The sequence below is a fragment of the Rhizobium phaseoli genome (assembly GCF_010668805.1).
Classification (GTDB): Bacteria; Pseudomonadota; Alphaproteobacteria; order Rhizobiales; family Rhizobiaceae; genus Rhizobium; species Rhizobium phaseoli_A.
Genome location: NZ_WUFT01000002.1, coordinates 240,207 through 267,117 on the forward strand (window position 1 = coordinate 240,207; position 26,911 = coordinate 267,117).

Consider the following 26,911-nt stretch of genomic DNA (forward strand, 5'->3'; position numbering starts at 1 on the left):
CTCTCAGCCCTGCTGATAGAGCGCAAAGGCCTGTTCGCCGCTCGCATCCTCGTGCACGATCGCCATCAGCCCGCGCACCACGGCACTCGGATTGGCGTGCTGATAGATGTTGCGGCCATAGACCATGCCCACAGCGCCCTGTCGCATCAAGGCCGCCGATTTGTCGAACACGGCACGAAGATCTTCCTTGCCGCCGCCGCGGACGAGAACCGGGCACCGGGCTGCTTCCACCACCCTGTGGAAATCCTCGGCACGGGTGGTCGGATCCGCCTTGACGATATCGGCGCCCATCTCACGGGCGAGCCGGGTCAACGTAACGATCTTGTCTGCATCGCCATCGACCATGTAGCCACCCTTTTCGGTGACCGGCTGCATCACAAGCGGCTCGATCATCAGCGGCATGCCAAACTTGTCGCAATCGGTCCGCACGCGGGAAATATTCTGCACGCACTGGCGGAACAGGTCCGGCTCGTCCGGCAGCATGAACAGGTTGACGACGACGCAGGCCGCATCCATCTCGATTGCGCCGATCAACGGCTCGGCCTCGTTCTGCAACACCGCCCACATGTCGCGATGGCGAATGCGGTTATAGGGATTGCCCATGTCGATACGCATGACCAGCGCCGGCTTGTCCTTGCCGGGCAGGTCCTGCAGCAGGTCCGCCTGGCCGTAATTCATCTGGATCGCATCCGGGCCGGCAGAGACCAGGGCGTTGACGACGGCCTGAATATCCTCCAACCCTTCGAGGAAGGACGGTTCGTTGCAGACGCCGTGATCGATCGCCACGTCGAGGCAGCGGCCGCCGCCGAACAGCCGGTTCATCCGGACTTTGCTGTTGTGTCGCATTCTGTGCTCCTTGGTTCGTTCCTTGCGGAAAGCATGTCTTCGCCGACGCCGTGGCGTTCGTTGAGAAGGGTGAGAAAGCGGTGGCGCTCACTGGCGCGATGGCCCGGCGTCCAGCGCTTTTCCTGCGCCAGCAGGTCGAGGACGGCATCCGTCATATCGAGCGAAAGCTCGCCCGAAACGGCAAGCGTGGTGCGCCGCAAAAGCAGGTCTTCGAGATGTTCCACCGCCTCATCGCGGATCAGCACCTGCAATTCGCGCACCGAATAGCTTGCGTGCGGCAGGGCTGCATCCGGGCCTGCCGCGATAAAACCCGCAATCGCCTCGGCATCCATGCCGTACCGGGCAAACAGTTCAGCCATACGCGCGCCGGAAAAGCCTTTGCCGGACGCCACCTGCGAAAGCCAGACGGACGTGTCGGCGGGAAATGCCCGCCCGCCGCCGATTGGCCGATCGGTTGTCGCAACGCGTCGCCTTCTGCCGAGCCTTTCCAGAGCCATGTCGGCCGCCAATTCCCCAAAAGACCGGAATGTCGTCCACTTGCCGCCGATCATGCAGAGCACAGGCGGCCCGCCCTCGGACGGCTCCAGCACGGTGCAGAAATGATCGCGCGGGATGCGTCCGGTAAAACTGTCAGTACTGGCCGGCAGTGGCCGCACGCCGGAAAACTGAAAAACGATCTGCTCCGGACGGATGGTGATGTCAGGCAGCACGAAGGCGAGCGATTGCAGGATGTAATCCCGCTCGTCCGTCTCGCAGCGCACCGTTTCCGGATCATCGACGCGGATATCGGTGGAGCCGACGAGAACCTTACCGAGATAGGGAAACAGGATACAGATCCGCCCGTCCTCGTTCTCGTAATAGATCATGTGATCGGCAAGGGCGTCGCGCAGCTCCGCATTGTCGATGATCAGATGCGAGCCTTTGGTGCCGCCCATCAGCGGTGCCGGCTGTGCTTCCGGCGAAAACAGCGTTTGATTGGCGATGTCGATCCAGCCGCCGGTGGCGTTGATGATCAGCGCCGGTTCGACGGCAACCGACGCGCCGCCTATCTGGTCCTCGACGTGATACTGACCATTTTCGGTCCGCCGCAGTTCAGCATAGTTCAGCGCCATGGCACCGGACGTGGCTAAAAGACCATCCTGCAGAAGCTCGATGCCCAGCCGCTCGGGATGGCTGACCCAGGCGTCGAAATAGGTGGCGGAACTCTTGATGTCGGGATTGAGTCTCGGCCACTTGGCAAGCGTCGCACGCCGGCCCCGAAACTGGTGGCGCGGCATCAGCGCCCTCTTGCGCGTCAGGAAATCATAGATGCTCAAGCCAGCCTTGATGGCGACGGCGCCGCGGCGGCTCGGACGGCGGCTGAGACCCAGGAAGCGGACGATGCCATTGCCGAGGCCGGAAAAGATGTCGAACACCGGCACCGTCGTCGGCAGCGGCGCGACGTAATGCGGCGCGTTGCGCAACAGCCGGTCGCGCTCGATCAGCGATTCCTGCACCAGCTTGAATTCGCCGTTTTCAAGATAGCGAAGCCCGCCATGCACCATGCGCGACAGCGCCGAACTGGCACCGGAGCAATAGTCATGCTTTTCGATAAGCAGCACGTTCAGCCCCTGCAGCGCCAGCTCCCGAAAGACGCTGATGCCGTTGATGCCGCCGCCGATGATACACACGTCCACCTTCGGGCTCTGGCGAAGCCCGTCCAAGTTCTCTTCACGTTTCATGATGGCGATCCGCTATCTCATATCAGTCAGTTTCGCCGCAATGGCCGCATCGATCGCCGCGCGATCGGCGGCATCCAGCCGGATGGTCCCGGCCCGCGCATTGTCGATCGCCTGTGCCGGATTGCGCGCCCCGCAGAGCGCAAAGGTGACGCCGGGCTGGGCCAGCGTCCAGGCAATCACGGTCTGGGCGATGCTGGCGCCGTGTTTTTCGGCGACCGGCCGGATGGCGTCGGCCAACGCCATTGCCTTCTGGCGGTTGGCGACCGAAAAGCGCGGGTTATCCTTGCGCTGGTCATCGCCTGAGAACACACGGTCCGGACCGATGGTCCCGGACAGCAACCCCAGCGCCAGCGACGAATAGCTCAGTGTCGCTATCCCGTTCACCTTGGTCAGCGGCAGAAGCTCCGCCTCGATCTCGCGGTCGATCATGCTGAACCGCTCCTGGATGGCATCCAGACCACCGGCATCGATATAGGCATTGAGGTCGTCGCGGCTGACATTGCTTGCCCCGATCGCCCGGATCTTGCCCGCGGTGCGCAGATCTTCCATCGCCCGCATCGTTTCTTCGACCGCTGTCGTCGGATCCTGCCAATGGGTGATGTAGAGGTCGATGTAGTCGGTTCCGAGCCGCCTCAAGCTTTCCTCGACCTCGTGCAGGATCGCATCGCGGCCGAGATAACGGTGGACCGGTTTGCCGTCCTGATCGAAGAAATGGCGGCCTCTCTGCGTATGCCAGACAAGGCCGCATTTGGTGGCGATGACGGCCTTGTCGCGGCGACCGGACAGCGCCTTGCCGACAATTTCCTCGGACCGTCCAAGCCCATAGGCCGGCGCCGTGTCGATCAGTGTCACGCCGGCGTCGAGCGATGCCTGGATCGCGGCGATCGATTCGTTTTCGTCAGTCCCGCCCCACATCCAGCCGCCGATCGCCCAGGTGCCCAGCCCAACCGCCGAGGTGGAGACGCCGGATTTGCCGATCTCACGTGTCAATTGCTGTCCGCTCATGCCCATTTTCCTTCGCCATTCGCCAGTGCCAGCACCTGCGCACCCGTCGCCTCATCAGTCACCAGCGTATCCAGATGATTGCCCCTGAGAACGCTGAGGATCGGGCCTGCCTTGTTCGGCCCGCTCGCCACACCGATCTTGGTGGGGATCGAGGCGAATTCCGCCAGCGTCAACGACACCAGCGAACGGTTGAGGCTGTAGTCGCAGACCCGGCCATGATCATCGAGCAGATGCGCCAGCAATTCGCAGGAGGCGCCGGACCGCTCGATCGCGGCGCGGTCGGTGCTTGAGGAGGGATGTAGGTCGTAATAGCTGGAATCGTCCGACAGGATCGAACCGATGCCGACCACCGCCACCTTCGCCTCGCGCGCCCGTTTGAAAACGTCTGCGACGGAGCGCATGTTGATCAGCATCGCCCGCTGCTCGGCATCGTCGGCAAAGAGCGGTGCGTGGATCTGGTAGGAACGTCCTCCAAGCCGGTCGGCCATCAAGGTCGAGACATGGTTGACGTCGGTGTAGTGCTTACCCTGCACGCACCCGGTTGCCGGAATGACTTCGATGTCGAAACGACGCGGCGGCTGCAGACCGGCGACGACGGCGCTCACCCCTTTGCCGCCGGTAATGCAGATCGTATCGCCGTCGACGATCTCTTCCACCAGCAACCGCGCTGCCGCTTCGCCGACAGCTTGCAGCGCCGTCTGCGGATTGTCGGACACCGTCGGCACCACCACCGCACGACCGATGCCGCCAAGCGCCAGCAGCCGTTCTTCCATATCAACCAGCGGCTCGACCGGCGACTTGATCTTGATCTCGACCAGGCCGAGCTGGCGGCCGCGCTTGATCAGGCGGTTGACGGTGGCGTGCGAGATGCCGAGCTGATCGGCAATTTGCGCCTGCGTCAGTCCTTCGAGAAAATGCAGCACCAGAGCCTGGTGCATCTGCCGGGCGATGACGATTTCCTCGCGCGGCGCGTTCGCGGGTCTGAGTTTGGCTATCGGCATATCAGGCAGCCTTCCGCTTGTGCAGGAAATGGTCGATCGAGACGGCGGCAAGCAGAATGCAGCCTTTGATCATATCTTGCCAATAGACGGACACGTCGAGCAAGATCAACGAGCTTGTGACGACCGACAGCAGGGCAATACCGAGAATTGCCCCGAGGATGGTGCCGGAGCCGCCATTCAGCGATGCACCGCCAATCACCGCAGCGGCGATGATGTTGAGTTCCATGCCGACACCAAAGGTCGGGGTCGCGGCGCCGAAGCGGGACATGTAGATTACCCCGGCAACACCGGACAGCGTGGTGCAGAGCACCGTCACCCAGAATTTCACCTGGTTGGTCTTGATGCCGGAATAGAGCGCCGCCTTCTCGTTGCTGCCGGTGTAGAACACCTTGCGGAAGGCGGTTGCCCGGCGCAGCAGGAAATCGAATAGCACGACGACGGCAACGAAGATCAAGATCACGTAGGGGACACCGGAGAACGTGCCCTGCCCGATCGCTTTGAACGAGGGCGGCAAAGTGAATAGCGATAACGGCGTGCCCTTGGTGATGATCAGGCAGACGCCGCGCACGATCACCATCGCCGCAAGCGAGGTGATGAAGTGGTTGAGCCCGACGACCGTGACGAAGAAGCCCATGACACAGCCGATCAGGCCGCTGGCAATGATCCCGATCAGGGATGCGCTCCACGGATCGAGCCCCATCAGGAATAGCGAGCCCGACAGCACCATCGAGAAGCAGACGACCGAGCCCACCGACAGGTCGATGCCGCCGACGATTAGCAGGATGGTCATGCCGACGACGACGATCCCTTCGACGGAGAACGACATCAGCATCGCCCGGAAATTGCCGAGCGTCAGAAAATGCGGCGAGGCAAAGCTCATCGCGATGCAGAGCGCCAGGATGATCGCGATCAGTCCCGCCTCGCGCATCGTTCCCAGCCGTTTCCAGCCGGGGGCGCGTGCCTGATGTGCCGTTGCCAACGTAGCGTCCGCCATGACCTTCTCTCCTGCCCCTGCTTTTTCTCTATGCGGCATGCTCTGATGCCCTTGAACCGTCGTGACCGCCGATGCCCGACGCCAGCCGCATGATCTCTTCCTCCGTCATCGCCTCGCCTTCGACCTGGCCTGCCACCCTGCCCTCGTGGATGACCAGCACACGGTCGCAGAGGCCGAGAAGCTCCGGCAGTTCCGACGAAATGACGACGATGCCGATGCCGGAGCGCGCGAGATCGCGCAGTAGCCGGTGGATTTCTGACTTGGCGCCGACATCGATGCCGCGGGTCGGCTCGTCCATCAGGATGACCTTGGGATTGACCGCCAACTGCTTGGCAATCGCCACCTTCTGCTGGTTTCCGCCTGACAGCGACGACACCGGCATGTCGATGCCACCCATCCGCACGCCGAGCCGTCGGACCAGGTCACGGGCACGATCCGTCTCGGCCTTGGAATTCAACAGTCCAAGCGGTCCGGTCAGGGATTTCAGATCGAGAACGGCAATGTTCTGGGCGATGGAGAGATCGAGGAATATGCCGGAACCTTTCCGGTCTTCCGACAGGTAAACGACCCCCGCCTGCACGGCCTGCGCATAGGACCGCGTCCGCAGCCGCTGCCCATGCAGTTCAACCTTGCCTGCAATCACCGGCCGCAATCCGCAAATACCTTCGGCGATCTCGGTGCGGCCGGAGCCAATCAGCCCGCCGAGACCAAGAATTTCGCCCTTGCGCAGGTCGAAGCTCACATGCGCGAAGCGGCTGCCGTCGCCGAGATTGCGGACGCTTAGAATTGTCTCGCCGGTCCGCTCCGCCGGCGCCTGCTTTTCCGGATAGAGCTGGGTGATCTCTCGCCCGACCATGCGGCGCACCACATCATCCGGCGTCACATCCGCCACCTTCTCCGTCGAGACATAGCGGCCATCGCGAAAGACGGTGACCCGGTCGCACAGGCTGAAAATTTCGGCCATGCGGTGGCTGATGTAGATAATCGAAATACCCTCCGCCTTGAGGTCGCGAATGATGCCGAACAGCACCTGCGCCTCCGATTCGGTCAGCGCTGCCGTCGGTTCGTCGAAGATCAGCACCCGGCATTCGAGCGTCAGCGCCTTGGCGATCTCGACAAGCTGTTGGCTGGAAATCGACAAGTCGCCGACTTTACGGCGCACGTCGATCGGCGCCAGCCGGTTCATCACGACCTGCGCATCCCGCTCCAGCCTGCGATAGTTCATGAAAGGCGAGCGGCGACGGTTGGTCGCGGCCATGAACATGTTCTCGGCCACTGTCGCATCGGGGCAGAGCGCGATTTCCTGATGCACGAGACCAAGTCCGAGGGTTTGCGCCACGGCCGGCGACGTCACCGTTACCGGCACGCCGTCGACGACAACTTCCCCCTCGGTCGGCTGCAGCACGCCGGCAATGATGTTCATCAGCGTCGACTTGCCCGCGCCGTTTTCGCCGCAAAGCGCATGAACCTCGCCTCTTTCCAGGCTGAAGCACACCTCCGTCAACGCCTTAACTGCACCGAAGTGCTTACTGACATTGCGGATTTCCAGAACAGGCACCGACGCCATCATCGTCTTCTCCTCACTTCCGCGGTGGCTGTCCGGAACTTCTGCCCGGACAGCCGGCACAAAGGCCTACTCATCGATGCCTTTGGTGCCCCGCCGCTTGAGGTACTTGTCCCAGTAGAAGTCGTCGGCATTATCAGCCGTGACGATCGACAGGCCGTTGTCGACGAACGGAATGCTCATCGGGTTGAAGCTAGCGCGCTTGGCGTCGTTCATCGGGTCGATGAGTTCCGGATGCTTGGCAAGCCACAGGAGCATGAAGCCCATGTAACCCTGCATGCCCTGATTCGGGTTGATCGAGCCGAACACTTCGCCCGCCTTGATCATGTCGAGGATGTTGGCGTTGACGTCGGCGCACATCACGAGAATTTTGCCGCCGCTTTCCTTGTTGGCCTGGGAAGCGCCGATTGCCGAGTTCGCTTCCGGCATGAAGACGGCGCCGAGGTTCGGATGTGCCTGCACCAGGCTCATCAGGCCCTGATAGGCCTTGTTCGGGTCCTGGTTGGACGCAGCGCGGCCGACCAGCTTCATATCCGGATATTTTCCCTCCATACGGGCGATGAAGGCGGCGATACGCTTGTCGTGATTGTCCTGGCCGGGATTTTCGAGGACAGCATATTCGCCTTTGCCACCCATCTTTTCGGCAATCGCATCGGCCGCATAGGTGCCTTCGCGGGTATTGTCCGACGTAATGAACGAGATGCGCTTGGAGAGCGGCGCATCGGCTGCGAAGGTGACGACCGCCGTGCCCTGGTCGATGGCCCGGTTGATCGGCTCGATGAACGGGTCGGAGTTCATCGGGTGAACGAGGATACCGGCCGGGTTCTGGGCCAGCGCCTGGTCGAATGTGGCAATCTGCTTGTTGACATCATATTCCGGCGTGCCGGTATAGGCTGTCTCGCAACCCAGCTGCTGACCGGCCTGCTTGAACATTTCATAGACCGGGAACCAATATTCGACGCCCGAGACCATGACGTTCATGACGTATTTTTCGCCCGGCTTGCAGCGGAACGGATTTTCCTCGCCCGCGCTGGCTGCGCCGGCAAATAACGTCGATGCGAGGACCGCCAATGCGGTCGTGCTTAAAAATCTGCGCAAGTTTCCTCCTCGAGGCCGAAGCCCCTCCCAAATATCCGGCGGCGCCTGAAGGGCTGCCGATGATCCATTGAAGACCGGAATTCCTCCTCGAAGTCCGGTATGGGCAGGTAATCTGAACAGCAGAGAACTGTCAATAAAATTCATTAGATGAAATATATTTCACATAGATGCCGATAGAGGTCACGCTGTGTGACCTATCGCTTTCATCGACGCCAAAGAAGGACTAGCGATGGAGGACGCCCGCTTCTTCCGCCGCAACTTTGAATGCCAATGCGGCCGCGGCTGAATCGGCCCGCCCATCGACGGCGTCCGTGCAGGTCTTCTTCGCGACGGCGAAGGATGCTGCTCTCTCACGCGGCCAACAGGTCATCAGATATGCGAGCGCGTCCCTACTGCTGCGGATACTCTTAGGGTGGTCGCCGTCCCCAATGATGACTTCAACCGGCTGGTCCCACAAATCTTGGCGCATCGACATCTCCTTAGCTCTCTCAGCTATCGGCTGAACGTCATCTGCGCGAGCTCGTTCCAGCATAGGGCTTTGGTCCTAGAAGAGCCGTGGGCCGGGCAACACGCTACGCAACAATTCCATCGGCGGACGATCTGATTGGTACACGCTGCGTCGCCGGCGGTTCTCGTCCACTGGATTGTGATCCTCCTTGGCTATACAGCAAGTAGGTATTCCGAGCCCATCCCATTGAGGTGCAATTCATCTATGACAAAAAAGGTTTATCTGGCCGGTCCGGAGGTCTTCCTTCCAAACGCCCGTGAAATGCTCGACCGGAAGGCAGCGCTTGCGCGCGAGGCGGGACTTTTCCCACTCTCGCCCGGTGATCTGGAAATCCCGCAGACGAACTCGAAGCGCGAGCGCGCAGCGGCGATAAACGCGGTGGACGAAAAGATGATGATGGAGGCTGACGCCATCATCGCCAATCTGACGCCCTTTCGTGGCATTGCCGCCGATCCCGGGACGGCCTTCGAGCTGGGCTTCATGTGCGCAAGTGGAAAGGCGGTATTCGCCTACACGAATGTGGCCCGGAATCACAGCGAACGCGTGAGCGATCTTTATGGCGGCGCCCTCGCCTATGATGCCGATGGTCGACTGCGAGACCCGAACGGCATTGCGGTCGAGGATTTCGGCCTTGCCGACAATCTCATGCTGCACGCCGGGATCGAGCGGCGCGGTGGCGTCCTCATCGTCGGAGACGCACCTCGGGATGCGCTCTATACCGATCTTGCGGCGTTCAAGACGTGTCTCGCCATCGCCGTTGAGAAGCTGCGCTAAAGCGCGCTTCAACGCAGAACTATGAATTTGCGCCCTGTTTAAGCGCTGGTCTACCCAAGGATCTGATGTGGCAGCGTTAGTCCGAAGGCGGCACGGGCCATCAGGCAGGCGTCATCTCCTGGAACGCATTCGCGGCAAACGACAGGCCGAATATCGTAGACGAGGCACGATGTCTCAAAACCGACCCGACCTGACAACGCATCGCAACGCGACCCACTACAACGCATTCCCGTCTCATCTGCAGCGACGAAGCGCGGTGGCAGCAAATCGAGAGCAGCGTCACTTTCCGTAGAAAATCTTGGCCAATCAGGTGAGAAAGAGCAACACGCACCGCAGGTTTGGCAATCTAGATCGTTTAATGAGGTCATACCCAGCTCCTACCACGACACCGGCCGACAACGCAAAGCTGCCAATAAAATGCCGAACGATAGAAACCGCGGTAGTCGAAACCAACCGTTGACATCGGCGCCGTTAAGGCCGAAGCCGACCTCGGTCGCGCCTGCGCGCCATTCTTGCAAGGATGCCGATGATGAAGACCAAGACGGCCGCAGCCAATGCCGGAAACCTGATCATGACCGGCGTCGTATTGATGTTGCTCGGCGATCTGCTGTTTGCGCTGAACGATGCAATGGGCAAGTGGCTGGTTGCAAGCTTTGCCGTCGGCCAGGTGCTGGTGATCCGCTCCGTCGGCGCTTTCGTCGTGCTCGGGCCGATGATCGTGCGGCAAGGTCCGATGGCCCTGTTCCGCGTCGAACAGAAGGGGCTCCAGCTCATCCGGGTCGCCATGGCGACCGCCGACGTTGCCCTGTTCTACGCCGCCGTCGCCTATCTGCCGCTCGCAGACGTCATGACCTTCTACATGGCCGGGCCGATCTACATTGCCGCGCTCTCGCATTTCTTTCTCGGGGAAAAGATCGGCTGGCGCCGCTGGCTTGCCGTTCTGCTTGGTTTTGCAGGCGTCGTCATTGCGCTGCGCCCGTCGACGGCGATGCTGTCGCTTCCGTCGCTCTTCGGTCTTCTCGGCAGTCTTGCCTTTGCGCTGTCGCTGGTGATGAGCCGCTACCTGCGCTCGACCAGCGACACGACGCTTGTGACATGGCAGACGGTGGCCGCGCTCGCCATCGGCATCGTCTTGAGCATCGGCCATTGGCAGCCGGCAACGCTTGTCGATTGGGCCGGCATGCTATTGCTCGGGATCGTCGCCTCCTGCGCCCACCTGCTGATCACACGCTCTTTGAAGCTCGCGCCGGCATCGCTGTTGGCGCCGCTGCAATATACGCTGCTGCTCTGGGCGATCATTCTCGGCTACCTCTTCTTCAATGATATTCCCGATGCGCAGATCGTCATCGGTGCCGCAATCATCGTCTTTGCCGGGCTCTTCATCTTCCACCGGAAGAACCTGAAAGAGACGGTTCCGGTCGAAGCCGTCCCGCCGGACGGCCATTGAGGTATAGCGTCGCCTATCTTTCAGCTTCGCATAGGACACTGCTGCAACCCATGGAATTCCTGCATACTTCCATCCTTGAACCTGCGGGAATAGATCAAAAGGATGGAGGCTTGGTCACGTAGGCTTTCCACGGAACAATTTGGACACCTGCACGCTACTCCCGAGCATACAAACCCGGGAGATCGCAATGGCGTCCATGACCCTCGAAGACCTGTCCTCGCAACTGAAGAAGATCGATTTCTGCATGCTGTCGACGAACGCCGGCTCGGGCCGCATCTCGGCCCGACCGATGAGCAATAATGGCGACGTCGAATATGACGGGGATTCCTGGTTCTTTTCGTATGAGGACAGCAGGAAAATCACGGAGATCGAAGGCATCGACATCGTCTCGCTGACGTTCACGGCACCTCCCAGCCTCCTCGGCAAACCGGGAATTTTCATCGCTGTCGAGGGCTTCGCCTCGCTGGTGCGGGACAAGGCGGCATTCGAAGAACATTGGGCGTCCGATCTCGAGCGGTGGTTTCCTGAAGGTGTGGACACTCCCGGGATCGTTCTTATCAAAGTTTCGGCGTCCTCCATCCGGTACTGGGATGGTGAGGAAAACGGCGAGGTCACCCTACCCGGCTTAGCGCGTTAAGAGGGCATGATGCCGAAAAGTGTGCGCGGTGTTCTCATGACATCATGCTCTAACTCTTTAATTTAGAAAAGGATTCAGATTTTAAGCCAACCGGGCCTAAAATCATCCTGTTCTAGGGGCATAAAGGGGCGCCCTACTCTGCGGACGGCTCCTCCCAGCCGAAGACGCTCCGGCCGCCGAAATCGGCGGACTGGCGGAATTCGCCGGCGATGATTTCCTTGAGGTCGGGACCCGTCACATAGCGTTCCATCTGCCTGGACTGGTCATCCAGGCGCTTCAGCGCCTGCAGCTCTTCCTCCCGTCCGAGCCTGCCCTTCTGCACTGCCGATTTCATCACGCCGATCGTCTCGTCATAGACCTTGAGCGGCACCGGGAAGGGATGGCGGTCCTTGCCGCCATGGGCGATCGAGAAGCGCGCCGGATCGGAGAAACGGCAAGGCGCGCCGTGGACGACTTCGGCCACCAGGGCCAACGCATTCACGGTGCGGGCGCCGACACCTGGAACGAGCAGCAACTGTTCGAAATCCGCTGGCCCGCGATCGGCCGCCGCGGCCAGATTGCCGTGCAGGCGCCGCATAATCACGTCGCTTTCGCGTACATCGTGGTGGGCCGGCATGATCAGGTGCGGCAGCATCGGTTGTGCGGCAGGCTCGGGCGCCGGCTGTTCAACACGCAGCAGCGCGGCGGCCTCGCGAACGATCCGGTCGGGACCGAGCGTCGCCAGCAGGTCGAGCTGGCCACGCCGCGAGCGCTCGGCGCGCCTGTCGGCCAGATTGACGATCTCGCCCTGCCTCCTTCCTTCGATTGCCGCATGCGGTGAGTCGACGAAGCTCTCCAGCCCTTCCGACAGCCAGTGATAGCGTCGGGCCTGCCGCTTGTCGCCATTCATGCCTTGCTGCACCACGACCCAATGGCCGTCATCGGCGACAATGAAGCCGTGCAGATAAAGATCGAAGCCGTCCTGAACGGCGGCGCTGTCGACCTTGGCGATGAGGCGGCTCGTCGTCGCCAGCCCCTCCCCATTGAGACCGACGCGCTCGCCGATGGCGACGAGTTCCTGCGGGGTCTTGCGCGACTGCGCGCCGCGGCCGCCGCAGACATGCAGGCCGAGCTCACCGGCGCGCGGCTTCAGCCCGCGTTTTAGCGCGCCAAGAACGCTGGTGGTGATGCCGGAGGAATGCCAATCCATGCCCATGACGGCGCCGAAGGACTGAAACCAGAAGGGATGAGCGAGCCTGCGCAGGAATTCGTCGCGGCCGTAGTGATGAACGATCGCCTCGGTGATCAGCGTCCCCAGCCGCGTCATGCGGTCGCCCAGCCAATGCGGCACACGTCCCCCGTGAAGCGGAAGGTCGGCACTGCCTGCTCGTTGTGACATCTGGTGTCCTTACACTTTCTCTCGCCGGAAAGTCAGTCCGGGCTGCCTCTTCCGGCACCGTACGGAACCCAAAAATATTCCAAGCGTTTGTTTTCCCAGTTAGAGGCCGAGGCAATCATGACCGCAATTGAGACCGTCTTCAATCATCCGACGCTGACCCAGGCAAAATTGCCGCCGCTGGTCGACCAAAAAAGGCAGGACGGCAGTGGCCCTGACCTGCAAGGGAGTGCCGCGAGGGCAGCCTTTCTGATCAACGGCAACAGCTATTTCGCCGAGCTGGCGCGAGCGCTGCGGCAGGCGCGGCGCACCGTCTGGATCATCGGATGGGATTTCAATCCCGACATCCTGATGGAACCCGATAAATCCAAGGAGACGCTAGCCGACCTGCTGCACGATCTCGCGGCGGAAAATCCCGAACTGGAAATACGCATCCTCGTCTGGGCGCTCGGCCCCCTCTATTCGAACAAGTCCCTGCAGCTGTTTCGCAAGAAGAATTTCCCGAAGAATGCCCGGATCGATCTGCGCTTCGATTTTCAGCGGGCAGTCGGCGGCTGCCATCATCAGAAACTCGTCTGCATCGACGACGCGGTCTCCTTCATCGGCGGGATGGATCTGACGGCGCGGCGGTGGGACACCTGGCTTCATCGCGCCAAGGACAAACTGCGACGTGATCCCGCCGGCGTTTCCTACGACCCCCTGCACGATGTTCAAGCGATGGTCACCGGCGACGCGGCAAAGCTGATCGGCGATATAGCCAGACGGCGCTGGGAAGACGCCACCGGCGAAAGCCAGCCGCCGCTGGCCGCAAGCGCGCCTTTCGTCTGGCCCGATGATCTGCCGGTTTCTATCAGAGATATTTCGGTCAGCTTCGCGCTGACGGAACCCTCGACGGCCTTGCGCACCGGCCTCAGCGACGGCATCGACATGACACTTGATGTGATCGCCCGGGCGAAGCGATCACTTTACATCGAAGCACAATACCTCGCCTCCTTCCGCGTCGCGGACGCCATCGCCGCCCGGCTTGAGGAGGAAGACGGGCCTGAAGTCATCATCATCTGCACGCGCAGCTCTCATGGGCTGATCGAAAAGCTTGTCATGGGCAATAATCGCGACCGTGTCATCCGTCGCCTTAAACGCGCTGATCGTGCTCATCGGCTGCGCATCTACTATCCCGTTGTTCCGGGGCCGGCCATGCCCAAGGCGACCGCCGCCGGGCGAGCCCCGCCGGCGTCGAGCACAGAAGTGGAGGTGCTCGTCCACTCCAAGCTTATAATTGCCGATGACAAATTGGTGCGCATCGGCTCGTCCAACATCAACAACCGCTCGGAAGCAATTGATACCGAATGCGATATGCTCTTGGAAGCCGACGGCGAGGATCAACGCCGGGGGATCGTGGATCTTCGCAACCGCCTGCTTTCGGAATACCTTGGAAGGGCGGCCGAGACCTTTGCTGCAGCCTTCACTCGGACAGGATCGGTGATCGAAGCGATCGAGACGTTGAATGATGGTCGCCGCGGCTTGCGCGAGTTTGCAGTCGACATGGTCGGCAGCACAAAGCCCGTCATGGGAACCGCGCTCTTCGACCCGGGTCGGCCCAAGACCCTGCTAAGCCGACTGGGCCTCGGCGCCTTCGTCCGCCGTCTCGCTCGCTCCGCGTGATCGGCGCCGAAAGACGACCTCGCTGATCGCGAGTAGCGTTGCGCCAAGCGCCAGCGGAATGAAGAAATAGACGCAGCGGAAGGCGATCAGCGCGCCGATGGATGCTTCCTTCGGCACCGCATAGGAGACGGTCGCCTCGAGCACGCCGAGACCGCCTGGAACATGCGTTGCCAGAATTGCCGAGTTGGCGAGCACGTAGGCTGTGACCGATCTGAAAAAGGCAACGTCGCCGAAGGCGGAGAGCATCTGGTGGAGACAGGCAGAAACGAACACGAAGTTGATCGTGCCCAACCCAACTTGCGCGACCGCTATCGAAAATCGCGGCAACTGAAAGGACCAGCGCCAAAGCCGCAACTTGCTGCGGATGAAAAACGCCAGCCCCGCATAGACGACCGGCACGATGAGCGCCAGCAAGCCGAAGATGCGCACACTGGCCGGATCGAGCCGTAGCAGGCGCCCGGCGTCGCCGGGATTGATGATCATCGCCAGGCCGCCAAGCGTGATCAGCCCCAGGCCAACCGTGACGCCGCAAAACAGGATAATCTTGGCGACATCCTCAGTCGTCAGCCCCCAGCGCGAATAGTAACGATAACGGAAGGCGCCGCTGCTCAGCCCGGCAAAACCGATATTGTGGCCGAGCGACAGGCTGATGAACGAAGCCAATGCGATTTTGGGATAAGGCAAGGATTTGCCGAGCGAACGGATCGCCAGCAGATCGAAACAGCCAAGACATAGATAGGATGCCGCAGCAAAGAGAAGCGCTGTACAGAAGCTTGAAAGCGGTATGCTGCGAACCGACTGGACGATCTGGTCGAGGCTGTACTGCTCGAAGATGCGATAGAGAAGAAAGACGGCAAAGCCAAGGGCGGCAACCAGCAGTCCATTCCAGATCATGCTTTTCAAGCTCATCGATTGTCCTCAGGAGTGCGAGCGGGGTGGGTCGATAATCTGGAACGATCAAACGAGTTTTGTGTTCCCCCGGAACAAGATCGATGTCCCCAAGGGACGAGTTTAAGCGGGCCCATGGCGGAAAAATCAATCAGACTCCTGACCTATAACGTGCACAGCTGTATCGGCAGCGACCGTAAGCTCGATCCCGGGCGCATCGCTTCGGTCATCGCCGAGGCGCAAGCCGACATCGTCGCGCTTCAGGAGGTCGATGTCCTCAGGCGCAGGACCGGCGGCATCGACCAGGCCCATATGATCGCCTCGCTGCTCGAGATGCAGGCCCATTTTCATCCGGCGCTGTCGATTGCCGAAGAGCAGTATGGCGATGCGATCATCACTGCCCTGCCAACGGGCGCGGTCAAGGCCGGCCCGCTGCCATCCATCGGCGAACAGCGCGGCGCCCTTTCCGTCGAAATCCTGGTCGGCGTCAGAAAACTGTTGGTCGTCAACACCCATCTCGGGCTTCGCGGCCGCGAGCGCATGCGGCAGATGACAACGCTATTGAACGCGGGCTGGCTGCGGGGCACGGCGGACGATCCGCTTCCCACCATCCTCTGCGGCGACTTCAACGCCATTCCGTCGTCGGCAACTTACCGACTTGCCACGCGCTCACTGAAGGATGCCCAGCGCGCAGGCAAGGCGAGGCCAAGAGCGACCTTTCCCTCCCGCTACCCGCTGATGCGCCTTGACCATATTTTCGTTTCCGACGATCTCGTCGTCAAACAGGCGACGGTCCTGGAAAACCGACTGACAAGGGTCGCCTCCGACCACCTGCCTCTCCTTGCGGAAATTAGTTTCGCCTAGACGGACGCCGAGAGAAGGCAATTGAAGCGGAAGTGTGCCGTGCCCGATGTCCCGTTACAGGATGATGTTCACCTGACGGACTTCCGTTTCATCACGGCCGCCACCAACGGTAGCGCCGTCGTCGCCACGGTTCCGAGCGGCAGTCGCCTGATGCCTCTGGTGACGACGAATGTTGCCGCCATTGCGCCGGCCAGCTTCAGCCATGGCTGATTGCCAAGCTGCGCGTGGGCGCTTGCATCGGCCCAGCGGACGTTCTCCGCAACGACGGTCGCTGCCTGATGTTGGATCACCTGGAGGCGAGCGTGGAGGTTTTCGAGTTCTTCTCTCAGTTCTCGCAGACGGCCTTCCAGGGCATGATCATCGGAGGCCAGGAGAGGCTCCTCAAAGGTGCCTCCAACTGGAGCATGACCACCGAGCGTCGCAATATAAGCCCGATATTCGGCCTCGCTCGCGAAGCCCTCACGCCTGATGAGATCGGGATTGGCGTTTGCCTCTTCGAAAGCAGCCGGTGCGGTGCCGGCATTGTCGCGCCTATCCATGTTTGTGGCGATGTCCCCGAGTTCGTCCTTCAACATGATGGATCTCCAGTTGTTCCTGGCGATAGAACGCACGACGGCTCAGAAGGATGCATCGGACGCCGGTCGCGGTTGGCAACGGCACCAGGTTGGACTTCGGCTCCTGCCACGACCGTTATTCTCGCGACGCGCTGAAACGTTCCGGCCGAAACTCCGCCAGCAGTGGATGACGGCGTCCGGTGGCGATCTCGTCGGCCAGCAGTTCACCGGCGATCAGGCCGAGGGTGGCGCCACTATGGCTGAAGGCGACGAAATAACCCCAGATCGACGGCAGTTCGCCGAAGACCGGCTCGCCGTCGCCCGGAATGGGCTTTGGGCCGACCCCATAATCTTCGATCTCGAGCGTCGGGTTGCCCTCGAGAACTTTGGACGCCTCGCGCAGCAGCCCGTCCAACGTCGATTGTCTGACTTCATAGCTGCCGTCCGGCTTCACTCCGACCTCTTCCTCGGACCAGCCGGAATCGAGGGCGAAGCCGCCATTCGGCATGGGCCGGATGGCGACGCGGGGGGTGTTGAGCACGGCCTTCAGCGCATGGCGGATCGGCTTGGTCCTGACGAGAAGGGCGACCGGCGTTGCATCGTCGATATGCTGGCCGGCTTCGGCGACGATTGGCGGAACGGCGCTGCCTGCGGCAAGCAGCACGGACTCCGCTTCCCAGCGCCTGCCGTCCGCGGTGCTCACGCCGCGGACGCGGGCGCCTTCGACATCAATCGCCGCGCGCCCGGCATCCGTCACGACCTCGCCGCCGAGCGAGCGGAACTCCTCCGCGAGAATGCCGATCAGAGAAGGGAGATCGACCCAGCCTTCCCCGGGATTGAAGATCGCGCCCTGCGGTGTCACCGCGCCGGCGTCGACACCGGGCGTCGCTCCGGCAATGTTTTCCTGGGCCAGCCATTGCGCGTGATAGCCGAGATCGCACTCATAGTTGAAGACCTCGGCGATCTCATTGCCGGCGTCATCGGCATCCCAGGTCAGCCCGCCATCGAAACGCAGCCAAGGCGCATGCGGATATCGGGCGGCGAGCGTTCGATAGCGGTCGATGCCGGCGAGGCGCAGCCGGTGATAGGCGTCGGAGCGTCTCCGGGCCGAATTGAGCCAGGCGAGCGAACGGCCGGAGGCGCCGTTGGCAAGCGGCCCGTCACTGACGAGCACGGCGGCGATCCCAAGGCGCGCAAGATGGACAGCCGTCGAGACGCCGAATATGCCGCCGCCGATGACGACAACCTTCGAAGGTTTTGGGGAAGCATTCATGTCGATAACCTTGTTTCCTGCTATGTCGAACGAATTCCGATGCATCCGTCGTGAGAGACGGCGGCGGTATGCTTCACGTCAGGGGCTAGAGGACTTCCGCAAGGAAGCGCTTCAGCCGCTCGCTTTGGGGATTGTCGAAGATCTGCTGTGGGCAACCGGCCTCGACGATCCGGCCCTCATCCATGAACACCACCTGATCGGCGACCCTGCGTGCAAATCCCATCTCATGCGTCACCACGGCCATGGTCATGCCCTGGCGGCCGAGAGCCGCCATCAGGTCGAGAACGCCTTTGACCAATTCGGGATCGAGCGCACTCGTCACTTCGTCGAACAGGATGAGTTCCGGATCCATGGCAAGAGCCCGCGCGATGGCGACGCGCTGCTGCTGCCCGCCCGATAGACCTGCCGGGCGATGATCCCTGCGCTCGGCAAGACCGACCTCGGCCAAACGCGTCTCGGCGATACGCCGCGCCTCCTGCCTCGGCATCTTCTTGATCTTCGTCAGGGAAAGCATGACGTTCTCAAGCGCAGTGTGATCGGGAAAGAGGTTGAAGTGCTGGAACACCATCCCCACCCGCCGGCGCAACCGCTCCGGTTTCATGGCCAGAATGCTGTCGCCATCGAGCAGGATGTCGCCGCCTTTTGGTTCCACCAGCCTGTTCATACAGCGCAGCAGCGTCGATTTTCCCGAGCCGGAAGGACCAATGATGCAGGTGACGGTGCCGGCGGCGATGTCGAGGTCGACACCCTTCAGCACGTCGAGATCGCCATAGGCCATGCTGAGATCTCGGACATTCAGGGCACCACCCTTGAAGCGCGGTTCGGTCTGCTCGACAGATTTTGCGGGAGGTTGCGGACCGGCGGCGCGCATTTCGCTCACCTCGACCAATCCACTCGCAACACCCGAGCCGCGGCCCTGTTTTCCCAGGCGCAGTCTCACATCGATGTAATTGACCAGGTGAGTAAGCGGCACGGTGATGACGAGATAGAAGACGCCCGCCAGCAACAAGGGCGACAGATTGCCGGTTACGACAGCTTGATCCTGCCCGACGCGGAAAATCTCCCGCTCGGAGGCGAGCAACCCCAGGAAATAGACGAGGCTGGAATCCTTGACGTTTCCGATGAATTGATTGACCAGCGCCGGCAGAACGCGCCGGATGCCTTGCGGGATGACGATCAGACGCATGCCCTGCCCGTAGCTCATGCTGAGCGCCCGGCAGGCTTCCATCTGGCCGCGCTCGACGCTCTGGATGCCTGATCGAAAGATTTCGCCGATATAGGCCCCGGCGATCAGGCTGAGCGCCAGGATGCCGAGCGGAAATGGCGACGGACCGAAGATCTCCCGTCCTATCCGGGCAAAACCCTGGCCGATGATCAGGATCGTGACGATCGCCGGCAAACCGCGGAAGACATCGGTATAGATGCGCGCCGGCAGCCGCAGCCAGCGGGACTGCGAGATGCCCATGACAGCGAGAGCCATGCCGATGACGACGCCGAGCACGGTCGAGGCGGCGGCCAGGATCAGGGTATTCTTCAGGCCGACGCTGATCATGCTCGGCAGCACTTCGGCCATGGCGTCCCAGTCCAGGAAGCTGCGGCGCAGATTTTCAAGCCAGTTCATCGAGATCCCCATCGAAGCCCCATGCCGGGCATGAAACCGTCCGCCGGAGCGGACGGCGTGCGGCCTCACTTCTTGGGAAGATACTGGTCCGGCATCGGCGAGCCCGGGAACCATTTCTCGTAGAGCGTCTTCCAGGTGCCGTCCTGCATCGCATCGTGAAGGGCGCCGTTCAGCGCGGTGCGGAAGGCGTCATTTCCCTTGCGGATCACGAAGCCCGCAGGTGCATCGAAGGACGGGATGTTGACTGCAACCTTCAGCGCGGGATAGCGCTCGCCATATTGTTTGGCAGCCTCGTAATCGAGGAAATGCGCATCGACCGTTCCGTTGTTGAGGGCGGCCACGGCGGAATTGTTGTCGGGGAATTTCACCAGATCGGTCCCGCCGAAGTTCTTGGCCGCATAGACTTCCTGCAATGTCCCCTGCACGACGCCGAGACGTTTGCCCTTGAGGCCGTCGGCATCCTTGATGCCGGAATCCGCGGTCAAAACCGAGAGATAACCGGCAAGATAGCCATCGGAAAAGTCGACTGTCTTCTTGCGGGCTTCGGTGGTGCCGATCGCGGCGACGGCAACGTCGAAGCGTTCGTTTGCCACCGACGGCAAGAGGGCTGAAAATTCCTGGCCGGTGAACGTCACCTTGTCTTTCGGAAAGCCGAGGCGGGAGACGACGTTGAGAAACAACTCGATATCGAAACCGGTGAACTGACCGTCCGCCGTCGCAAATGTATAGGGCTTGGAATCACCCATCGTGCCGACGCTGATCGTCCCGGTCTCGATTAGGTTATAGGGATTGTCGGCCGCAACCGCAGAGCCTGCCCCCATCACGAGAAGGCACGTCAGAAGGCCGGCCCGCAATGGAGCAAGGGTGGCCGCAAATGATTCAAAAGGCTTCATCGTCGTTCTCCGCTCTGAAAGGGATGCTCTTGTCGGCATGTTGGTTCGCCCAAACGCTACCGCGTATCGGCGGCAGAGATTTATGGACAGGATACCGGTCTCTGATATAAAGAGACCGGTCTCATGACATATTTGATATCTGTCAATTGACCGGTCGTCAACAACTCTTGTAGTCCTCGGTTATGGAAGATTCCGCTCATCCTAAACGACCAGTCACGGTCGCCGACGTTGCAAAGGCCGCAAAGGTCTCGAAGGCGACGGCCGCCCGTGTGCTCGGCGGCTATGGCGTCGTCAGCGTCCAGATCAAGGATCAGGTGACGGCGGCGGCCGCCGCGCTCGAATACCGCCCGAACGAGCTCGCCCGGAGCATGAGCACCGGACGCTCGGGCATCATCGGCGTGGTGGTCGGCGATATCGAGAATGCTTTCTTCAGCCTCGCCGTGCGCGGCATTACCGATGCAGCCCGGCTTGCGGGCTTCAACGTCATCATCGCCAATTCGGGCGAAGAGATCGATGCGGAAAAATCGGCGGTCGACCTGCTGATCGGTAAACGCGTCGATGGCCTGATCGTCACGCCAGCCCGCTGCGATCGCCTCGATCACCTGCGGCACGTCCGCCGCGCCGGCGTACCATTGGTTCTATTCGACAGGGCGATCCCGGAGCTTGATGTCGACGCCGTGACCGGGGATGACCGGGATGCAGCACTCACCGCGACAAGGTATTTGATCGGCCAAGGACATCGCCGCCTCGCCTATGTCTCTGCCATGGACGCCGAGGAAGGCGGGATCACCGACATCGCTGGGATTTCGAATTCCGCCGTGCGCGAACGCGTCGAAGGCTTCGTTAGCGCTCTGACCGAGGCGGGTTTGCCGAACCCTCTTCATTACATCCGGCTCGGCGCCACGGACCAGCATCAGACGCACGCAGTGATGAGACGTCTGCTTTCTGAGATATCGCCGCCGACGGCGCTGTTGGCATCCGACAGTCTCGTGGGCTTGCGCGTTTTCAAGTCACTGCAGTCGCTCGGCCTGTCGGTTCCTCAGGATGTCTCGATGATTTCCTTTCTAGACGCCGACTGGACCAGCGTCACCGTTCCACCCATCACCATCGTCGACCAGCACGTCTACGATCTGGGCAAGCTCGCCGGCGAACGGCTCGTCGCCCGTATCGAGCGCACCCCGCTTGCTGTCGAACATCTGCGCGTCACCACGAGCCTTGTCGTACGCGGCTCCGTGGCGACGATCGGCCGGTGAGATCCGGGTTGAGGCGGACTATGATTTAATCATAGAGCTCGCCATGACCAATCTGCTCCTGCCTGGCAGATATGTCGCTGATAGCGGGATCGTCGGCCGGATCGGGATCTTTCTTGTTGGCATCACGCAGAAACTGGGCGGCTTCAAGCAGCGCTGCAGTTATCTCTTCGGTTGCCCATCCGGCTTCATTGGCGGCTGCAATCAGTCCTTCCAATGCGTCGCGCGCGGCATCAGTCGCCTCTTTGAAGCGCTGCGCGGGCGCCTCGGTTTTCGGCGATGCAAAGGTCATCGGAATTCCCTCCATTAGGTTCTGACTATTGGAGATGAACGCAGCCCGCGGGAAATGGATGCACGATCATTCGGATTTCGGCGACGACTTCAGCCTCAGATGACCGTCTGCAACAGAAACGGCGAGCGCTCCAGCGGACGCTGGGCAAGGATCCTCAGCATCGCCGGGCCTTGTATGCCGGTCGTCGTCGTGGAGCGGCCGTCGTGGTAGACCACCGTCATAACGCGGTTGAGGCTATCGTACCTGATCTGTGCGATCGTGCGCGTGTGAACCTGAAAGATGAATTCGTGGGGCTGAGATTTTCGCCTGGAGCGCTTCGAGCTCATTGTGATGCCCCAGCAAAATGATGGCAGCATTGACCCGGCCGTCCCCAGCTCAGGATACGCGTGATAGTCGACAACACATCCCTCATCGAGTGCCTCCAATGCGCTCTATACTCGACCAAGCGACAAAGCGGTCAGTTCCGGCAATCGAACCGGCAACCTCCAGGTCAGAGACTTGGCCTCACACTACAGACCGATCAAGCACATATTGTTTCCATGGTCGCGTGACATCGGCGTGACATGCAGATCACGGCTCGAAAACTTGTCAGAAACGGGCATTGCGAGGTGTCGGTTTCACCAGAGGCAACAGCAGCCCATCAATGCAATGTTCTATGTATCCCATGGGTGCGAGCGGCGTGAGGCCAGTATCCGACGATACTTGCGAGAGACCGAATGGCTTCGTCCACGACGAAAACCGCATCTCCGAGCCGTTCGATCTCGCAATCGAGTTCGTATACCTCGACTTCGTCAAGACCTTCACTGACCAATAGCCGCTTGCTGGCCTCGATCAGGCGCTCCGCGCGCCCGACAATATCAAGAGCGCTTCGTATGATGATGTCGAGCATGCCGTTGCCCCCGCTTGAGTGAGCAAGTGTCGGGCATAATCGGAATGCTGACAATCCCGAAATCTTGTCAGATGAGCGCGCGGATCCTGTCGTAGAAATCCCTCACCTCGCGCAACGCCGATTGATGGCGATGGCGGGGCACAGAGGCGCGGCGGCCAGCGAAGGCGAGCGCGCCCGCGACGGTCGCAACGAGGAGGAGCGACGAGGCCGGATAGAGCTTCACAGCCGCTTGCGTCTGACGCACTGCTTTACGGGCGCCTCCCTTTGCCGCTTGCGCGCCATGGAAGACCTGCTGCTGGAGCGCGTCGATTTGCTGCCGCAGCGCGCTCAACTCCTCGCGCAGGCCCTGATCAGACTGCCGGGGGATGCCGACAGAGGCCGTGTTCGTATCGATGATGGCTTTCGGCACAGGTTCGCCGATCTTGGCTCCCGTGGTGTCGAGGGTCATCGTCTCAGTGCTCTTGCGTCGCGGCATGATCAATTCTCCTTCCCCTGGCGCTAAATCATCCTGTCCTAGTCGTCGTCGAGCGAGAAGACCGGCCGATAGTGGCGCTCGGCGATCAGCAAGCTCCGGTCAGGCCGGATGATGTAAATCTCCTCGACCTGGCGTCCCCATTGATCCGTGAAGCTGTGCGGGAAGGAAGACCCCGCGGGCGATTTCGTCAACTTCGTGCGAGGCTGCCCATGATAGGTGATGCTGCCGGGAATGGGCTCCAGTCCCGCCGACGCGTAATTGCCTGCGCCGGTCGTGCAGCCCGACAGAATAGCGGCAAAAACCAGCCCAAATCCTATGCTCCGGTTCATCGAACCTCCCACTGTGCCGTGTTTTCCGCGTCACACATCTTTATGGTCGTTAACAGGGGACGACAGACATTGTTCCACAATTCGGCTGGGGACGTCAGAACTCGTCGCCCGAGACATCAAAACGCTCGCCATGCGAGAATCGCACGTGTGACTGGCATCACTCGATCAAGGACAGTCTTGGAGTGCCTGACACGGCGACATCGGGAATGCGCAGGCCAAGGAGCTCGGCATGTTTGCAGAGCTTTTCCCAAGGCACGTCGCCGACCGACACGCCCTCTTCCAACGCCGCACGTCGCCTGCGTGCTGCGCTGTCGCCCGGCATGCGGACCGGGCCATTGTTCCAGGGCGCGGAAGGGGTGCTGCGGCATGCAGAGGCGAGAAAATCAGACTGCGCCGTAAAGGCATCCAGCCCGGCGAAAAAGGCGGGGTCGATGACCTGAATAAAGGCGCTTTGCGAGAAGACACCGGGCGGCGCGTTCGCCCGGCCCTTGCCGGAAAGCCCCTGCCCCAATAGTTCGACGATCAGCCCGAGCCCAAAGCCCTTGTGTCCCTTTAGCTGACCGCCAAGGGGCATCATTGTCCCGCCGCGTTCCGTCACCTCGCGCGGGTCGTCGGTCGGCTCGCCCGCAGCGGTGAATGCCCAGGCCTCGGGGAATTTTTTGCCGGCCTTCGCCAGGTTTTGCGTCATCGTCGTGGTGGTGATCGAGGCGGAGACGTCGATCAGAATCGGATCCTGGGATGTCGGAAAGCCGGCCGCCATCGGGTTGGGAGTCAGGAGCGGCTTTGTGCCGCCATAGGGCGCGACCCGGCTTGCCGCGGGATGCGACACCGACAGCTGCACGATGAGGCCCTGCTCGGCAACCTGCCGCATGAAGGCTGAAAGAGCGCAGGTGTGATGGCAGTTGCGGATTGCCGCGGTGACGACGCCATGATCGCGTACGCGTTCGCAGGACTGGTCGAGCGCCTTGGTCAGCAGCCATGCCCCAGGGAGAGATTTGCCGTCCCAGACAAAGGCTGCGCCGCGGTCATTGACCACCTCATAACTGCCCGACTTCGCCAGCGAACCGTCTTCCAGAGCTTCGACATACCACTTCAAAAGGCTGACGCCATGCGTCTCGTGGCCGATCATGTCGCCTTCCACCAGGATGGCGGCTGTCGTTTCGGCCTTGTCTGGTTCCATCCCGGCGCGGATCAATATCTGCTCGGCGAATTGGGTGAGGGCAATGCGGTCAATCAGCGGCATGGGCATCCATCCGTCATGTCATGGAAAGCGCGGGCCATCTACGAGCGGGCGGCCCGCGCTTAAGCGGCAATCAAGTTACTTGAAGCGGATCTGCGACAGCTGAAGCTCGGAATTCGTCGCGATCGTCGGCTTGAAGTCGAGACGCGGCGAAACGCGGGTGAAACCGACCATATGAAACATCGGAATATCCGCGATGATCTCGGTGTTCACCTTGACGAAAAGCTCCTTCCAGAGTTTTGTGCGCGCATCGCCGGTGGCTGAGGTCGCCTTGGCGATAAGGGCGTCGACCGCGGGATCCCGAACCATGGAATGAGAGCCGTCGGTGGCGTATTTCACGAAGGCGGTGAAGACGGGATCGCCGGTGGCATTATCGTGCTGCGACTGCGTCAGCGTCGGACCGGAATCGGCGACGAAAGGTGCCACGAAGTAGCCGTTCCACACGGAAACGTCGTACATGTCGAGCTTGACGTTCAAGCCGACGTCCTGAAGCATGGCCATCATCGCTTCCATCGCTTCGGTGGCGTTGGGATATTGCCCGTTGCGGCCGATGATGCGGATCTGCTGATCGACCGGAACGCCGTCGGCTTTTGCAGCCTTGACCAGTTCCTTTGCTTTTTCCGGGTCATAGGGCCAGGCAGGGATATCGGCATTGTAGCCGATCGTTGTGGGTACGACGAGCTGTGTGGCAATCTTCGCCTGTTCGGGAAACAGCGTTCCGAGCATGGCCTGACGATCGATGGCGAGGTTCATCGCTTCGCGTATGCGTCGGTCGTTGAGCGGTGCTGCACGGGTGTCGATCCGCAGCGATGTCGTCTCCGAATTCGGATAGGCGAAATCGGTTTCCTTGCTTGTGGCATCCTGCACCGATACGGCCGGAACGATATCGGCTTCGCCGGCGTCGACCATGGCGGCTGCGACCGCGCTATCCGAGCGGAACAGATAGGTCGCCTGTTCCACCTGTGGCTTGTCCCCCCAATAGTCCGGATTGCGCTTCAGCACGATCGACTGGCCAATCTCCCATTTATCGAACGTATAGGGGCCGGTGCCGATCGGCTTGCGGGTAAATTCGTCTGCAGGTGTCGCTTCGGCCGATTCGACGGCCATCACCGTCATCAGCAATGGAAGAATCGGCTGCGCCGGTTTTGTCGTAATGCGGATGGTGTTGGCATCCGGCGTCTCGAAGCTGAATTCCGTGCCGCCGAAATATTTGCCCCCGGTCTCACAGCTGAGCTTCTTGTTCTTGTTGCGCTCGATCGTGAACTGGACGTCTTTGGCGGTGAACGGTTTGCCATCGTGCCATTTGACATTCGGGCGTAGCTTGAACTCCCATGTGTCGTCGTCGATCTTCGACCATTCCGTCGCCAGGCGGGGTTTGAGGCCGCCATTGACGTAGTCGAATTCTACCAGCATCTCGTTGACGTTTTCCGAAATGACCCGACCGACGTCCTGGCGCGCTGCCATGCAGGGTTCGACGACATCGACGGTTTCGGCAAGCACGACAGTGACGTTGCTCTTGGCATCTTCAGCGTGAGCCGAGCCGATACTCAGCCCGAGCATCGCGGTTGAAAAGCAGGCAGCTACCAAATGCAGTTTCATTTCGTTCTCCTCCCATGCGCCGGCGGCGCCCCTTACAGCAAACCTCGTCTTGTCATTCGGTGGTCCGGCCCCCGCCTCCTCCTGGGAGAGCAAATCTAATACATAAGTACAC

General features: G+C 61.1%; 28 protein-coding genes. 6 read left to right on the top strand and 22 right to left on the bottom strand.

What is annotated here, in order from left to right; genetic code table 11:
• Window positions 1-3 precede the first annotated feature (3 nt).
• The 8 genes from GR197_RS04335 to GR197_RS04370 all read right to left on the bottom strand — a co-directional run bounded on the left by GR197_RS04335 (window position 4) and on the right by GR197_RS04370 (window position 8,698).
• Window positions 4-846, bottom strand: a complete 843-nt coding sequence (locus GR197_RS04335) for a class I fructose-bisphosphate aldolase (RefSeq protein ID WP_164006916.1) — start codon at window positions 844-846, stop codon at window positions 4-6.
• Window positions 819-2,567, bottom strand: coding sequence for a glycerol-3-phosphate dehydrogenase/oxidase (locus GR197_RS04340; protein ID WP_164006918.1), 1,749 nt, complete (start codon window positions 2,565-2,567; stop codon window positions 819-821). Before GR197_RS04340 ends, GR197_RS04335 begins: the two co-directional genes overlap by 28 nt.
• A gap of 12 nt (window positions 2,568-2,579) precedes the next feature.
• A complete protein-coding gene (locus GR197_RS04345) occupies window positions 2,580-3,572 on the bottom strand; it encodes an aldo/keto reductase (RefSeq protein ID WP_164006920.1) in 993 nt (330 codons plus the stop codon).
• On the bottom strand, window positions 3,569-4,573 hold the full coding sequence (locus tag GR197_RS04350) for a sugar-binding transcriptional regulator (RefSeq protein ID WP_164006923.1): 1,005 nt from the start codon (window positions 4,571-4,573) through the stop codon (window positions 3,569-3,571). Before GR197_RS04350 ends, GR197_RS04345 begins: the two co-directional genes overlap by 4 nt.
• Window position 4,574: 1 nt before the next feature.
• Window positions 4,575-5,567: an ABC transporter permease gene (locus tag GR197_RS04355; protein ID WP_204330041.1), complete on the bottom strand. Its 993-nt coding sequence runs from the start codon at window positions 5,565-5,567 to the stop codon at window positions 4,575-4,577.
• A gap of 28 nt (window positions 5,568-5,595) precedes the next feature.
• On the bottom strand, window positions 5,596-7,134 hold the full coding sequence (locus tag GR197_RS04360) for a sugar ABC transporter ATP-binding protein (RefSeq protein ID WP_164007240.1): 1,539 nt from the start codon (window positions 7,132-7,134) through the stop codon (window positions 5,596-5,598).
• Between the two features lie 66 nt (window positions 7,135-7,200).
• Window positions 7,201-8,229, bottom strand: a complete 1,029-nt coding sequence (locus GR197_RS04365) for a substrate-binding domain-containing protein (RefSeq protein ID WP_164006926.1) — start codon at window positions 8,227-8,229, stop codon at window positions 7,201-7,203.
• Between the two features lie 223 nt (window positions 8,230-8,452).
• On the bottom strand, window positions 8,453-8,698 hold the full coding sequence (locus GR197_RS04370) for a DUF982 domain-containing protein (protein WP_164006929.1): 246 nt from the start codon (window positions 8,696-8,698) through the stop codon (window positions 8,453-8,455).
• A gap of 243 nt (window positions 8,699-8,941) precedes the next feature.
• Between GR197_RS04370 and GR197_RS04375 the strand changes: the two genes are divergently transcribed.
• A complete protein-coding gene (locus GR197_RS04375) occupies window positions 8,942-9,511 on the top strand; it encodes a nucleoside 2-deoxyribosyltransferase (RefSeq protein WP_164006931.1) in 570 nt (189 codons plus the stop codon).
• A 50-nt stretch (window positions 9,512-9,561) separates the two neighbouring features.
• On the opposite strand, the gene GR197_RS04380 is transcribed toward GR197_RS04375, so the two are convergent.
• Window positions 9,562-9,879 carry a YkgJ family cysteine cluster protein gene (locus GR197_RS04380; RefSeq protein ID WP_164006934.1) on the bottom strand — a complete coding sequence of 106 codons (318 nt, stop codon included), beginning with the start codon at window positions 9,877-9,879 and terminating at the stop codon, window positions 9,562-9,564.
• 161 nt (window positions 9,880-10,040) lie between these two features.
• On the opposite strand from GR197_RS04380, the gene GR197_RS04385 reads away from it, so the two are divergent.
• Both GR197_RS04385 and GR197_RS04390 read left to right on the top strand, forming a co-directional pair.
• Window positions 10,041-10,958, top strand: a complete 918-nt coding sequence (locus GR197_RS04385) for a DMT family transporter (RefSeq protein ID WP_164006935.1) — start codon at window positions 10,041-10,043, stop codon at window positions 10,956-10,958.
• A 187-nt stretch (window positions 10,959-11,145) separates the two neighbouring features.
• Window positions 11,146-11,595 carry a pyridoxamine 5'-phosphate oxidase family protein gene (locus GR197_RS04390; RefSeq protein ID WP_164006937.1) on the top strand — a complete coding sequence of 150 codons (450 nt, stop codon included), beginning with the start codon at window positions 11,146-11,148 and terminating at the stop codon, window positions 11,593-11,595.
• Window positions 11,596-11,728: 133 nt separating this feature from the next.
• On the opposite strand, the gene GR197_RS04395 is transcribed toward GR197_RS04390, so the two are convergent.
• Window positions 11,729-12,973, bottom strand: a complete 1,245-nt coding sequence (locus GR197_RS04395; RefSeq protein ID WP_164006939.1) for a DUF763 domain-containing protein — start codon at window positions 12,971-12,973, stop codon at window positions 11,729-11,731.
• A gap of 117 nt (window positions 12,974-13,090) precedes the next feature.
• On the opposite strand from GR197_RS04395, the gene GR197_RS04400 reads away from it, so the two are divergent.
• Window positions 13,091-14,632 (top strand): phospholipase D-like domain-containing protein, encoded by a 1,542-nt coding sequence (locus GR197_RS04400; protein WP_164006941.1) that lies wholly within the window; start codon window positions 13,091-13,093, stop codon window positions 14,630-14,632.
• On the opposite strand, the gene GR197_RS04405 is transcribed toward GR197_RS04400, so the two are convergent.
• Complete coding sequence (locus GR197_RS04405; RefSeq protein WP_164006943.1) at window positions 14,579-15,541, bottom strand: lysylphosphatidylglycerol synthase domain-containing protein; 963 nt, start codon at window positions 15,539-15,541, stop codon at window positions 14,579-14,581. The two genes, GR197_RS04400 and GR197_RS04405, sit on opposite strands and share 54 nt — an antisense overlap.
• 114 nt (window positions 15,542-15,655) lie before the next feature.
• Here GR197_RS04405 and GR197_RS04410 point away from each other — a divergent pair, with 114 nt between their 5' ends.
• Window positions 15,656-16,384: an endonuclease/exonuclease/phosphatase family protein gene (locus GR197_RS04410; RefSeq protein WP_164006945.1), complete on the top strand. Its 729-nt coding sequence runs from the start codon at window positions 15,656-15,658 to the stop codon at window positions 16,382-16,384.
• Window positions 16,385-16,452: 68 nt separating this feature from the next.
• On the opposite strand, the gene GR197_RS04415 is transcribed toward GR197_RS04410, so the two are convergent.
• The 4 genes from GR197_RS04415 to GR197_RS04430 all read right to left on the bottom strand — a co-directional run bounded on the left by GR197_RS04415 (window position 16,453) and on the right by GR197_RS04430 (window position 20,725).
• Window positions 16,453-16,959, bottom strand: coding sequence for a hypothetical protein (locus GR197_RS04415; protein WP_164006947.1), 507 nt, complete (start codon window positions 16,957-16,959; stop codon window positions 16,453-16,455).
• Window positions 16,960-17,074: 115 nt separating this feature from the next.
• Window positions 17,075-18,211: an NAD(P)/FAD-dependent oxidoreductase gene (locus GR197_RS04420; RefSeq protein WP_164006949.1), complete on the bottom strand. Its 1,137-nt coding sequence runs from the start codon at window positions 18,209-18,211 to the stop codon at window positions 17,075-17,077.
• An 85-nt stretch (window positions 18,212-18,296) separates the two neighbouring features.
• Window positions 18,297-19,832, bottom strand: a complete 1,536-nt coding sequence (locus GR197_RS32605) for an amino acid ABC transporter permease/ATP-binding protein (protein WP_164006951.1) — start codon at window positions 19,830-19,832, stop codon at window positions 18,297-18,299.
• A 65-nt stretch (window positions 19,833-19,897) separates the two neighbouring features.
• The gene (locus tag GR197_RS04430; protein WP_164006953.1) at window positions 19,898-20,725 is read right to left on the bottom strand and encodes an ABC transporter substrate-binding protein; all 828 of its coding nucleotides are present in this window, start codon (window positions 20,723-20,725) and stop codon (window positions 19,898-19,900) included.
• A gap of 182 nt (window positions 20,726-20,907) precedes the next feature.
• On the opposite strand from GR197_RS04430, the gene GR197_RS04435 reads away from it, so the two are divergent.
• The gene (locus GR197_RS04435; RefSeq protein WP_164006955.1) at window positions 20,908-21,978 is read left to right on the top strand and encodes a LacI family DNA-binding transcriptional regulator; all 1,071 of its coding nucleotides are present in this window, start codon (window positions 20,908-20,910) and stop codon (window positions 21,976-21,978) included.
• Window positions 21,979-22,003: 25 nt separating this feature from the next.
• Here GR197_RS04435 and GR197_RS04440 read toward each other — a convergent pair whose 3' ends face one another.
• From GR197_RS04440 to GR197_RS04470, 7 genes are all read right to left on the bottom strand, one after another.
• Window positions 22,004-22,267, bottom strand: coding sequence for a hypothetical protein (locus tag GR197_RS04440; RefSeq protein ID WP_164006957.1), 264 nt, complete (start codon window positions 22,265-22,267; stop codon window positions 22,004-22,006).
• A gap of 95 nt (window positions 22,268-22,362) precedes the next feature.
• A complete protein-coding gene (locus GR197_RS04445) occupies window positions 22,363-22,593 on the bottom strand; it encodes a hypothetical protein (protein ID WP_204330042.1) in 231 nt (76 codons plus the stop codon).
• Between the two features lie 314 nt (window positions 22,594-22,907).
• Complete coding sequence (locus GR197_RS04450) at window positions 22,908-23,156, bottom strand: hypothetical protein (protein ID WP_164006961.1); 249 nt, start codon at window positions 23,154-23,156, stop codon at window positions 22,908-22,910.
• Window positions 23,157-23,223: 67 nt separating this feature from the next.
• Window positions 23,224-23,631 carry a hypothetical protein gene (locus GR197_RS04455; protein ID WP_164006963.1) on the bottom strand — a complete coding sequence of 136 codons (408 nt, stop codon included), beginning with the start codon at window positions 23,629-23,631 and terminating at the stop codon, window positions 23,224-23,226.
• 38 nt (window positions 23,632-23,669) lie between these two features.
• Window positions 23,670-23,960 carry a hypothetical protein gene (locus GR197_RS04460; protein WP_164006965.1) on the bottom strand — a complete coding sequence of 97 codons (291 nt, stop codon included), beginning with the start codon at window positions 23,958-23,960 and terminating at the stop codon, window positions 23,670-23,672.
• A 157-nt stretch (window positions 23,961-24,117) separates the two neighbouring features.
• Window positions 24,118-25,209 (bottom strand): Ldh family oxidoreductase, encoded by a 1,092-nt coding sequence (locus GR197_RS04465; RefSeq protein ID WP_204330043.1) that lies wholly within the window; start codon window positions 25,207-25,209, stop codon window positions 24,118-24,120.
• Between the two features lie 69 nt (window positions 25,210-25,278).
• Window positions 25,279-26,799: an ABC transporter substrate-binding protein gene (locus GR197_RS04470; RefSeq protein WP_164006969.1), complete on the bottom strand. Its 1,521-nt coding sequence runs from the start codon at window positions 26,797-26,799 to the stop codon at window positions 25,279-25,281.
• Window positions 26,800-26,911: the final 112 nt, after the last annotated feature.

What these genes read in the sequence shown, in the direction of transcription:
- GR197_RS04335 (WP_164006916.1), bottom strand. Translation starts at nt 846, where the DNA reads ATGCGACACAACAGCAAAGTCCGGATGAACCGGCTGTTCGGCGGCGGC.
- GR197_RS04340 (WP_164006918.1), bottom strand. Translation starts at nt 2,567, where the DNA reads ATGAAACGTGAAGAGAACTTGGACGGGCTTCGCCAGAGCCCGAAGGTG.
- GR197_RS04345 (WP_164006920.1), bottom strand. Translation starts at nt 3,572, where the DNA reads ATGAGCGGACAGCAATTGACACGTGAGATCGGCAAATCCGGCGTCTCC.
- GR197_RS04350 (WP_164006923.1), bottom strand. Translation starts at nt 4,573, where the DNA reads ATGCCGATAGCCAAACTCAGACCCGCGAACGCGCCGCGCGAGGAAATC.
- GR197_RS04355 (WP_204330041.1), bottom strand. Translation starts at nt 5,567, where the DNA reads ATGGCGGACGCTACGTTGGCAACGGCACATCAGGCACGCGCCCCCGGC.
- GR197_RS04360 (WP_164007240.1), bottom strand. Translation starts at nt 7,134, where the DNA reads ATGGCGTCGGTGCCTGTTCTGGAAATCCGCAATGTCAGTAAGCACTTC.
- GR197_RS04370 (WP_164006929.1), bottom strand. Translation starts at nt 8,698, where the DNA reads ATGCGCCAAGATTTGTGGGACCAGCCGGTTGAAGTCATCATTGGGGAC.
- GR197_RS04375 (WP_164006931.1), top strand. Translation starts at nt 8,942, where the DNA reads ATGACAAAAAAGGTTTATCTGGCCGGTCCGGAGGTCTTCCTTCCAAAC.
- GR197_RS04380 (WP_164006934.1), bottom strand. Translation starts at nt 9,879, where the DNA reads ATGACCTCATTAAACGATCTAGATTGCCAAACCTGCGGTGCGTGTTGC.
- GR197_RS04385 (WP_164006935.1), top strand. Translation starts at nt 10,041, where the DNA reads ATGAAGACCAAGACGGCCGCAGCCAATGCCGGAAACCTGATCATGACC.
- GR197_RS04390 (WP_164006937.1), top strand. Translation starts at nt 11,146, where the DNA reads ATGGCGTCCATGACCCTCGAAGACCTGTCCTCGCAACTGAAGAAGATC.
- GR197_RS04395 (WP_164006939.1), bottom strand. Translation starts at nt 12,973, where the DNA reads ATGTCACAACGAGCAGGCAGTGCCGACCTTCCGCTTCACGGGGGACGT.
- GR197_RS04400 (WP_164006941.1), top strand. Translation starts at nt 13,091, where the DNA reads ATGACCGCAATTGAGACCGTCTTCAATCATCCGACGCTGACCCAGGCA.
- GR197_RS04405 (WP_164006943.1), bottom strand. Translation starts at nt 15,541, where the DNA reads ATGAGCTTGAAAAGCATGATCTGGAATGGACTGCTGGTTGCCGCCCTT.
- GR197_RS04410 (WP_164006945.1), top strand. Translation starts at nt 15,656, where the DNA reads ATGGCGGAAAAATCAATCAGACTCCTGACCTATAACGTGCACAGCTGT.
- GR197_RS04415 (WP_164006947.1), bottom strand. Translation starts at nt 16,959, where the DNA reads ATGTTGAAGGACGAACTCGGGGACATCGCCACAAACATGGATAGGCGC.
- GR197_RS04420 (WP_164006949.1), bottom strand. Translation starts at nt 18,211, where the DNA reads ATGAATGCTTCCCCAAAACCTTCGAAGGTTGTCGTCATCGGCGGCGGC.
- GR197_RS32605 (WP_164006951.1), bottom strand. Translation starts at nt 19,832, where the DNA reads ATGAACTGGCTTGAAAATCTGCGCCGCAGCTTCCTGGACTGGGACGCC.
- GR197_RS04430 (WP_164006953.1), bottom strand. Translation starts at nt 20,725, where the DNA reads ATGAAGCCTTTTGAATCATTTGCGGCCACCCTTGCTCCATTGCGGGCC.
- GR197_RS04435 (WP_164006955.1), top strand. Translation starts at nt 20,908, where the DNA reads ATGGAAGATTCCGCTCATCCTAAACGACCAGTCACGGTCGCCGACGTT.
- GR197_RS04440 (WP_164006957.1), bottom strand. Translation starts at nt 22,267, where the DNA reads ATGACCTTTGCATCGCCGAAAACCGAGGCGCCCGCGCAGCGCTTCAAA.
- GR197_RS04445 (WP_204330042.1), bottom strand. Translation starts at nt 22,593, where the DNA reads ATGAGCTCGAAGCGCTCCAGGCGAAAATCTCAGCCCCACGAATTCATC.
- GR197_RS04450 (WP_164006961.1), bottom strand. Translation starts at nt 23,156, where the DNA reads ATGCTCGACATCATCATACGAAGCGCTCTTGATATTGTCGGGCGCGCG.
- GR197_RS04455 (WP_164006963.1), bottom strand. Translation starts at nt 23,631, where the DNA reads ATGCCGCGACGCAAGAGCACTGAGACGATGACCCTCGACACCACGGGA.
- GR197_RS04460 (WP_164006965.1), bottom strand. Translation starts at nt 23,960, where the DNA reads ATGAACCGGAGCATAGGATTTGGGCTGGTTTTTGCCGCTATTCTGTCG.
- GR197_RS04465 (WP_204330043.1), bottom strand. Translation starts at nt 25,209, where the DNA reads ATGCCCATGCCGCTGATTGACCGCATTGCCCTCACCCAATTCGCCGAG.
- GR197_RS04470 (WP_164006969.1), bottom strand. Translation starts at nt 26,799, where the DNA reads ATGAAACTGCATTTGGTAGCTGCCTGCTTTTCAACCGCGATGCTCGGG.